At 30.5% G+C, this 8675-nt stretch carries 6 protein-coding genes; 1 reads left to right on the top strand and 5 read right to left on the bottom strand.

Annotated elements, in window-relative coordinates; genetic code table 11:
• Positions 1–389: 389 nt before the first annotated feature.
• Positions 390–1238, top strand: coding sequence for a mechanosensitive ion channel family protein (locus tag KKC53_03365; GenBank protein MBU2598203.1), 849 nt, complete (start codon positions 390–392; stop codon positions 1236–1238).
• An 18-nt stretch (positions 1239–1256) separates the two neighbouring features.
• On the opposite strand, the gene glgC is transcribed toward KKC53_03365, so the two are convergent.
• From glgC to panB, 5 genes are all read right to left on the bottom strand, one after another.
• On the bottom strand, positions 1257–2465 hold the full coding sequence (gene glgC / locus KKC53_03360) for a glucose-1-phosphate adenylyltransferase (protein ID MBU2598202.1): 1209 nt from the start codon (positions 2463–2465) through the stop codon (positions 1257–1259).
• Positions 2466–2481: 16 nt separating this feature from the next.
• A complete protein-coding gene (gene polX / locus KKC53_03355) occupies positions 2482–4197 on the bottom strand; it encodes a DNA polymerase/3'-5' exonuclease PolX (protein ID MBU2598201.1) in 1716 nt (571 codons plus the stop codon).
• A gap of 40 nt (positions 4198–4237) precedes the next feature.
• Positions 4238–6394, bottom strand: coding sequence for a tetratricopeptide repeat protein (locus tag KKC53_03350; GenBank protein MBU2598200.1), 2157 nt, complete (start codon positions 6392–6394; stop codon positions 4238–4240).
• A gap of 219 nt (positions 6395–6613) precedes the next feature.
• Positions 6614–7546: a hypothetical protein gene (locus KKC53_03345; protein MBU2598199.1), complete on the bottom strand. Its 933-nt coding sequence runs from the start codon at positions 7544–7546 to the stop codon at positions 6614–6616.
• 43 nt (positions 7547–7589) lie between these two features.
• Positions 7590–8453 carry a 3-methyl-2-oxobutanoate hydroxymethyltransferase gene (panB, locus tag KKC53_03340; GenBank protein MBU2598198.1) on the bottom strand — a complete coding sequence of 288 codons (864 nt, stop codon included), beginning with the start codon at positions 8451–8453 and terminating at the stop codon, positions 7590–7592.
• Positions 8454–8675 lie beyond the last annotated feature (222 nt).

Raw genomic sequence — 8675 nt, 5'->3', positions numbered from 1 at the left:
TTCCCTTACATTCTCAAGAGGAATAAATATTTATTATTATTGAATAATAGCATAATTATACAAATGTGCTATTATTATATATCATTTTAATTATTTTGTCGAGATTATTTTAATTATTTTGTCAAGATCTTTTTAAAATATATACTTAAGTATTTTTTTTATACTAAATCCTTAAAATTTTTTATAAATTCATATAGTTCAAAATACGATATAATTCTTTATACATTTCATATAATTGTGAATTTATATTTTTAACTCTATAGCCGAGAAGTCCCCTTGCGATAGCTGGGGGTAGTTCACAATAATATCTCAAATTAGAAAGGTAATTTAAAATCATAGACCTTAAATAATTAAAAAGGTTAAAAAATATGAAAAGGGGGAATGTAAAATTGAATGACATATTACAAAGACTAAGTCCAATTTCCAGTGAAAAGGCAATAAAGATCTTAATAATAATTATTGGAGCTATTTTATTTACTTTATTGGTTAGACTTATTATCAATCAGTTCACCAGGTCAAGGTTTTATAAGGATTTATTTATAAAAACTGCACCTAAAAGAAGGCTAAAAACATTTATAATGATCACAAAAAATTCTTTGACAGCTTTAGTAGTATTAGCTTCAATTTTTTTGATTTTTGATATTCTTTTAGAGCCTAAAGAACTTACAACTATATTGGCAAGTGCTGGAATAATAGGAGTGATTCTTGGTTTTGGAGCTCAAAGTTTAATTAAGGATGTTATTAATGGAATTTTTATATTGTTAGAAAATCAATATGTTATTGGTGATTCTGTAAAAATTGGTGATATTGCGGGAACAATTGAAGATATAACCCTTAGAGTTACATCAATTAGAGACATAGAAGGACACCTTCACTTTATCCCAAATAGTGAAGTTAAAACAGTTAGCAATCGTAGCAGACAGTGGTCCCGTGTAATTCTTGATGTTGGAGTACCTTATAATGAAGATCTTAAGAAAGCTTTTGACCTCCTAAATGAAATTGGTAAAGAAATCTCAGAGGATGAAAATTATAAAAATTACATAATTACACCTATTAGAGTGTTAGGGATTACAGAATTTGGAGAATCATCTGTAATTATAAGAGTCTGGGGAAAGGTAAAACCTGGAAAAAATTTCCCAATTAATAGAGAGTTTAGAAAAAGACTTATTGAAAAAGCAGGTCAATTAAATTTGAAAATACCTTATCCAAAACAGGCCATAATTTTAAAACAAGAATGATATACGATTTGATATTTATTATTTAAAATATTCTTTGGGAACCACGACTACTCCACCTTCACTAACAGTGAATTTCTTTTTATCATCCTCTAAGTTGTATCCTATACTTGTATCAGGAGGTATTTTGTTATTTTTATCTATTATTGCTTTTCTAATCTTACATCCTTCTCCTATATTAACACCTTCATAAATAATGGAATGTGAAATATCAGAATAATCATTCACTATAACATCATTAGATATTATAGAATTGAAAACTTTTCCACCTTTAATTAAACATCCATCAGCAAGTAGTGATGAAATTGCCAAACCTTTTTCTTTATTCTCGATCCCGATTATTTTTGTTGGAGGGCATTGAGTTTGCAATGTAAAAATAGGCCACTCTTTTTCATAGAGATTTATTTTTGGATTAATTCCAACTAAATCCATATTAGCTTCGAAGTAAGTATCAATTGTACCTACATCTCTCCAATACCTCGGTTCACCAGTTTCCCTATCTTGAAAGACAAAAGCATAAACATTTGTATTTTTTATCATACTTGGAATTATGTCTTTTCCAAAATCATGAGTTGAATCTACCTTTTTTGCATCTTCTATTAACTTCTTCTTTAAAAAATCAGTATTAAAAATATATACTCCCATGGATATAAGACTGGACTCAGGTTTCCCTGGAATTGGTTTGAGCTCTTTTTGTTTTTCCTGAAATCCTACAACCTTTCCATTTTCATCAATCTCTATTACTCCAAACTGTGATGTCTCCTCCCTCTCCATTTCTAAAGTTGCTATTGTTAGATCAGCTCTTTTTATCTTATGAAATATGACCATATCCTGGTAATCCATTTTATATATATGATCTCCTGAAAGGACGATCACCCTCTCGGGTTTTTCCTTATCTATGAAGTAGATATTTTGATATATGGCATCTGCAGTGCCAAGGTACCACTCATCCCTACCTATCTTTTGAGCAGGAATAACATTTATATATTCACCAAGTTCACTTTTGAAGAAATTCCAACCCAGTTTTATATGCATATATAGTGAAAAAGATTTATATTGAGTTAGAACATTTATTTTTCTCAAATTGGAATTTAAACAGTTGCTGAGTGTGAAATCAATAATTCTATACTTACCACCAAAAGGGACTGATGGTTTTGCTCTATCTTTGGTAAGAGGGTAAAGCCTTTCTCCCTTACCACCTGCCATTATAAACGCTAAAGTTTTTTTCATTAATATTCACCTCAAATTAACTTTTTAAAAATTTGATAATTTGTTCTATGGGTTTGGTGTTAATTATATTTTCAGGTTCTAACCAACCCCTTCTTGCTACTGATACACCTAAAGCCATATAATCCAATTGATTAGTTATATGACTATCAGTATTTATAGATATCATTACCCCATATTCTTTTGCTTTCCTACAATTTATATCATTTAAGTCTAATCTTTCGGGGAAAGCATTAATTTCTAATGCAATTTTATTTATTTTAGCAACTTTTAATATTTCATCAAGATCAACCTCATATGCATCTCTTACTCCTAACAATCTTCCTGTAGGATGCGCTAATATATTTACATGTGGATTCTGGATAGCTTTTATTATCCTTTTAGTCATCTCATATCTTGACCTTCTAAATCGAGTATGTATTGCTGCTACTACTATATCTAATTTTTTCAGTAACTCATCTGGATAATCTAATGAACCATCAGCTTTTATATCAACTTCACTACCTGCTAAAATAGTAAAATTCTTATATTTCTTATTTAGTTCTTTTATCTTTTCTATTTGCTCTACTAATTTTTCCTCTGATAGACCACCAGCAATCTTCAAACTCTGCGAATGATCACATATGGCAAGGTATTTATACCCTCTTTTTTGTGTATCTTTTATCATCTCCTCAATACTATTTCCACCATCACTCCAAACTGTGTGTACATGAAGATCACCATTTATCTCAGATAGTTTAACTAAATCTGGTAAGTTATTATTTTTCGCAACTTCTATTTCTCCCCTATCCTCTCGAAGCTCTGGAACTATAAATGGTAAGTCAAGAATTTGATATATTTCCTCCTCATTCTCACCTGCTATTTTTTTATTATTCTTTTCATCAAAAACTCCATACTCATTTATCTTAAGACCATTTTTCATAGCTATCTCTCTAATACGAATATTGTGTGCTTTAGAACCTGTAAAATATGCCAAAGCAGCTCCATAGCTTTCAGGTTTAACAACTCTTAAATCAACATGTATCCCGTCAAAAGTTACAATAGAGCTTTTAGTTTCACCGCTAACTAAGACCCTCTCAACTTGTGGCAAATTTATAAAAGTATTCATTACCTTTTTTGAATTAGATGATGTTGTTAAAATATCTATATCACCAATAGTTTCTTTTCTTCGTCTAATACTTCCAGCTGTACTTATTCTTTTAACTTCAGGAAGTTTACTTAATTGATTTACAATTTCATTTGCAATTGGTAAAGCTATACCCAAATTCATCCTCTCTAACCCCTTCTTCAGCATTTCAATTCCTTTTAGAATATTTTGCTCAGTTTTTTCTTTTATTCCTGGTAATCCAGCTAAATGATGTTCTTTAGCCATCTTTTCTAATTGCTCTATGTCCCTAATATTTAATTCATCATAGAACTTCTTAGCCAATTTAGGGCCAATACCAGGTACAGAAAGTAACTTTACCAAACTTGGTGGAATCTCACTCTTTAAATCTTCATAAAATTGAAGACGACCAGTGTCCAAAATCTCATATATTTTCTCTTTCATTCCTTCTCCAATACCGGGAATCTGGTCTAATCTACCCTCATCAGCAAATTTTTCAAACTCATCTGTTAAGGTCCTTATATTACGAGCAACTTTTCTATATGCTCTTATTCTAAAAGGGTTATCTCCCTTTATCTCAAGCATATCTGCTAAATCTTCAAAAATCTTTGCTATTTTGTTACTTATCATATTATCCCTGTAAAATTTTTAGGGTGAAAGAAAGCAGAAATTAATCTCCTGTTGTGAAGTTATTTACTAATGAATATATACTTAAATCATCTTTTCCATATATCTGATGATAAACAACATAATCTCTTAAAACTTTTTTAACATATTCTCTTGTCTGCTCATATGGAATATTTTCAATAAAGAAATCTGCTTCTTTTTCATCATACTTATTAACCCATTTTCCAACTGCTCCCTGTCCAGCATTATAACCTGCTGTAGCTAACATCTCTACTCCATCGAAATAATCAAGTAGAAATCTTAAATACCATGACCCCATTCTAATATTAGTTTCTGTATCCCACATTTTTTCAACATCAAAATTTCGAGAATTGATTTTTTCAGCAATCCATTTACCAGTTGGAGGAATTATCTGCATTAAACCTCGGGCATTAGATATTGATAGAGCAAAAGGATTATAATGACTTTCTTCTCTTATTACTGAATAAATCAAAAATGGATTGACATTTTCAATATTTGCCCACTTCTCAACAGTATCATGATATCCTCTTGGATAAAAAGATTTCCAGATATCCTTTGCCTCTCCCTTTGGTTCATCACTCAAAAACTCATTCAAATAATTAACTGCAACTCTTATTGCTCTGAAATAATCACCAGCTTTAAAAAATAACTTACCAACCTCAACCATTAATTCCTTATCCTTATTCTCCTTATTTTTCACTATTTCCAATTCATTTATAGCATCATAATTAAAACCTAACATAAAAAGTTCTTTAGCTTTTTTATAATGTTCAGATTTAATTTCTCCTGATGATATTATTTCTATCTTATTATAATCAGAATTCTCTTCCAAATTTTCAATATAGTTTGGATCAATTTTCTCTAATTTTGCAATTGCCATTATCTTATAAAAATCATAAGAATTATTATCTAAAAGATCTTTGTAAGCTTGTATTGCTGAATAATTCTCACCTAATTTCTCCAGGACTTTAGATTTCCAGTATAATGATTTTGAGTAAAGAGATGAGTTGCGACCAATTTTTACTAATCTGTCAAATTTTTCAAGTGCTTCAGAAAATTCCCCTTTCTTGTAAAAAATCCATCCAGTATTCCATAATGTCCTCTTTGCAAATACTGAGTATGGATATTCTGTGATAATTCTTTCATAAGTATTCATTGCTTCTTTGGTCTGATTTTTGTTTTCCCATATCTTTGCAATATTTTCTAAACTTTCAGGCGCAAGATCACTATATGGATATTTTTCAACTAATAATGAATAGTACTCTATGGCATATTGAGTATTTCCTAAATAGGTATTGCTTTTAGCTAACCAAAACAATACATTTTTTTTCAAAGCAGATGAAATATCGCTATTAAGTAATTCAGATAAAATAAAGGCAGCTTCTTCATATTTCCTTAGTCTATAATTACAGATAGCAATATCCAATTTCACCTTTGATACAAATTCAGCTTCCTGTTCAAGATTAGCTCTTTCTTTCAACTTCAAAAGGTCTGATAAAGCAGAATCAAAAAGATATGCTTTCATTAACTTCTTGGCTCTTTGATGTAATGATGCTAATTTAGCAGGTTTTATTTCAATATCATGAGTTTCAGATATTTGCATAAATCTTACTTTAGCTTTACCTGCTTGTTCTGATAGTGGCCAATCCAGCCAGATTTGGTAATAGTTTTTTACTGCATCTTCCCATTTTTCTTGTTCCTCTAAACAACTCGAAAGTTGAAACATAACCTCAGGAATTAACTCAGATTCAGAATAATTCTTTAAAAAATCTCTCAGGGTCTCTTCTACTTTGTAAAGCTCACCTAATTGATAAAGGCAGTTCACCTTTTCAAGTTCAACTTTTTCATTCCAATATCCCTCAGGGTATTTATCCCTATATTGTTCATAATATTTAATTGCTAATGAATAATCCCCCATTTTCTGATTACTTTGAGCAAGATAGTATAACGCGTAATCAGATAAGATATAAGCGCTTTCAGAAATACGAAAAAAGCATTTCTCTGCTCTTAAATAATTTCCTGATTGAAAATGATTTTGACCTGAAATGTAAAGTTTTTTATAAATTAAATTTTTATCAACATCAATTGGAGAAAGTAATAAATTATTATAAGGATTAGATTTTAAATAGTTTTGTTGAGAGGATTTCCTTTTTGAATTATCTGCATAAGCTTTATTCATAAAAAGTATATTTTTAAAGAAAATACTATTGTATTTTGAAAAACTATTATTGTTGTTTAAAAAAATATTGTTGTCAGATATAAAATATGGAAAAAATGTAGAATTTAAAAGGAAAATGCAGATAAATGAAATAAATAAAAATCTGATTGACTTTGATATTTTTTTATAAAAATTTTTAATAAGTAATAACATCATGTGAAATTCTATTAAATTAATTAATTAGATTTTTGGGATGGCTAAATCTTCAGGACCTATCTCTGAGAGCTTTAATTTTGGTTGATTCTCATCTATCATTTCTTTTATTATCTGAGCATATTTGACCTTTTCACGAACTATATTCGCTAATAAATCTTCAGATACCCACGGTTTATATAAACTACCAACTGAAGCACCTGGTTCTATCTTAAAATAACAAGGAGAAACTACCCTTGCTAACTCTGGTGTCTCCCACATTCTATTAAAACCTCCCATAGAATCAAATAAAAGCACATGAATATCCATTGGAATATCTACTACTTTTCTTATTGAAGCAAGCATGGGAAGTGTTAAGTCACCAACTGGATTAAATGTATCTGCTCCTAAATTCTCCAAAACCTTTGCTCCTGCTGCATTAGCATGACCAGCAAATATAGAGACTTTAAATACAACATCAGATGGAATATCTCCATTTTCTCTCATCTTACTAAGAAGATATAGAACCCCTTCATCCCAGACTAAAAAACCTCTAAATCCTATGTCAATACATCTCATAATATCCGAAACAAGCAAAGCTAAGTTGTCTGATCCCCTTACTCGTAAACCTGAAAGTGCTCCTTCTGGTGTAGCTATCTGCTTTCCTAAATCCCAGAATCCTCGTGGTCCTGGAGTAATAATAACTTCCATTCTGGCATCAGAAGCCATTTTTGCAAATTCTTTTAGTTCCTTTCTATCCAATAGAGTTGAGCCCATTACTGTTGAAATAAGACGATGAACAGGTATTTTTCTTTTATTAACCTCATCAATTAATGCCTTTAGAGTAGATGGTCTTTCAACACCAGATATTTCCATTCTATAATGTGCCCCATCAGGAAAAACTTTATTAGAATCGGGAATCTCATATACATCTCTTCCAGGAATACCCACTTTTTCTATTGCTTTTTTTACTCTTTCCATTAATCCTCCTCCTTTTATTACTTTTAATAGTTCTTTCTCATACTCAATTATTTTCTCTTTTACTTAATAGGTCTAAAAATATCTTCTTTTCTTCTTCAGAAATTTTAAATGAATGCTCAGCTGTCGGAAATTTGACTTCTTTTACATCTTTTATATAGTTTTTAAAAGCATTTTCTATTTCTCCTGATAGATTTGCATACTTTTTAACATGCTTTGGTGTAAAAGCTTCAAATAGACCAACAAGGTCATGAAATATCAATAATTGGCCATCACAGTCTGGTCCACTTCCTATACTCACAGTAGGAATTGTTAATCTTTCAGATACAACCTTACTAATTTCTGCTGGAACAAGTTCTAAAAGGATAAAAAATGCTCCCGCGTTTTCCAATGCAATTGCATCATCTAAAATGTCTACTGCTGCCTGAGCAGTTTTACCTTGAACTTTAAATCCACCAAGCATTGCCATACTTTGTGGGGTAAGACCTATGTGTCCCATAACAGGAATCCCAACTTTAACTAAAGCTTCTACTGTTTTTGCCATATGCTTACCACCCTCTAATTTAATTGCATCAGTTCCTGCTTCACTCATAAATCTTCCTGCATTTCTCATCGCATCTTCAATTGAAACCTGATAAGTCATATAAGGCATATCGCCAACAACTAAAGGTCTTTTACATCCTCTTGTCACTGCTTTTGAAAATATTATCATCTCATTCATTGTAACTGGAAGAGTACTCTCATATCCAAGCATTGTCATACCCAAACTATCACCTATCAAAACAACATCCATACCAGCTCTATCAGCTAAAACAGCAGTATGATAATCATATGCAGTCACCATTGAAATTTTTTCACCTTTTCTTTTCATCTCCAAGAGATTATTTATAGTTACTTTTTTTTCTCTCATACAAAACCTCCTATAAATTTAACAAGAAAATTTTAAGTTAATTATATTACAAACATTACCTTTTAATAAAAAAAATTAAACTATACTGTGTCATTACTAGGAACGAGATTCCAGTTGTCATTACAATAAATTTTTAATATGTCATTGCGAGGAGCTTTAGCGACGAAGCAATCTCTATCATAACAGGCTGAGCAATCTCATTTTAATTAGATTTAACAACAT

This window comes from Actinomycetota bacterium (genome assembly GCA_018830725.1).
GTDB lineage: Bacteria > Actinomycetota > Humimicrobiia > JAHJRV01 > JAHJRV01 > JAHJRV01.
This window is presented reverse-complemented; position numbering and strand designations above follow the sequence as displayed.

Coding starts and splice junctions, on each gene's coding strand:
- KKC53_03350 (MBU2598200.1), bottom strand. CDS start 6,394: ATGAATAAAGCTTATGCAGATAATTCAAAAAGGAAATCCTCTCAACAA.
- KKC53_03345 (MBU2598199.1), bottom strand. CDS start 7,546: ATGGAAAGAGTAAAAAAAGCAATAGAAAAAGTGGGTATTCCTGGAAGA.
- panB (MBU2598198.1), bottom strand. CDS start 8,453: ATGAGAGAAAAAAAAGTAACTATAAATAATCTCTTGGAGATGAAAAGA.
- glgC (MBU2598202.1), bottom strand. CDS start 2,465: ATGAAAAAAACTTTAGCGTTTATAATGGCAGGTGGTAAGGGAGAAAGG.
- polX (MBU2598201.1), bottom strand. CDS start 4,197: ATGATAAGTAACAAAATAGCAAAGATTTTTGAAGATTTAGCAGATATG.